Below are 210 nucleotides of genomic sequence, written 5' to 3' on the forward strand. Positions count from 1 at the left end.
CCAAGAAATTCGGCGAGGAGGCGGTCGAACTCGTCATCGCGAGCCTGCGCGCCAAGCCCGGCGAAATGGTCAGCGAGGCCGCCGACGTGCTCTACCATTTCCTCGTTCTGCTCCGCTGCAACGCCCTGCCGCTCGACGACGTGCTGAAGGAGCTCGCGCGCCGCACCGGCCAGTCGGGCCTCGCCGAAAAGGCGTCGCGTGGCGCGAAGT

Annotated in this window: 1 protein-coding gene; it reads left to right on the top strand. The window is 68.1% G+C overall.

All coding sequences use genetic code 11. The features are described from left to right. The coding region (gene hisE, locus L0P31_RS09340; RefSeq protein WP_238096665.1) for a phosphoribosyl-ATP diphosphatase at positions 1-210 on the top strand (210 nt) is incomplete at both ends.

It is taken from the genome of Streptococcus mitis (assembly GCF_022137125.1).
In the GTDB taxonomy this organism is placed as follows: Bacteria; Bacillota; Bacilli; order Lactobacillales; family Streptococcaceae; genus Streptococcus; species Streptococcus mitis_CE.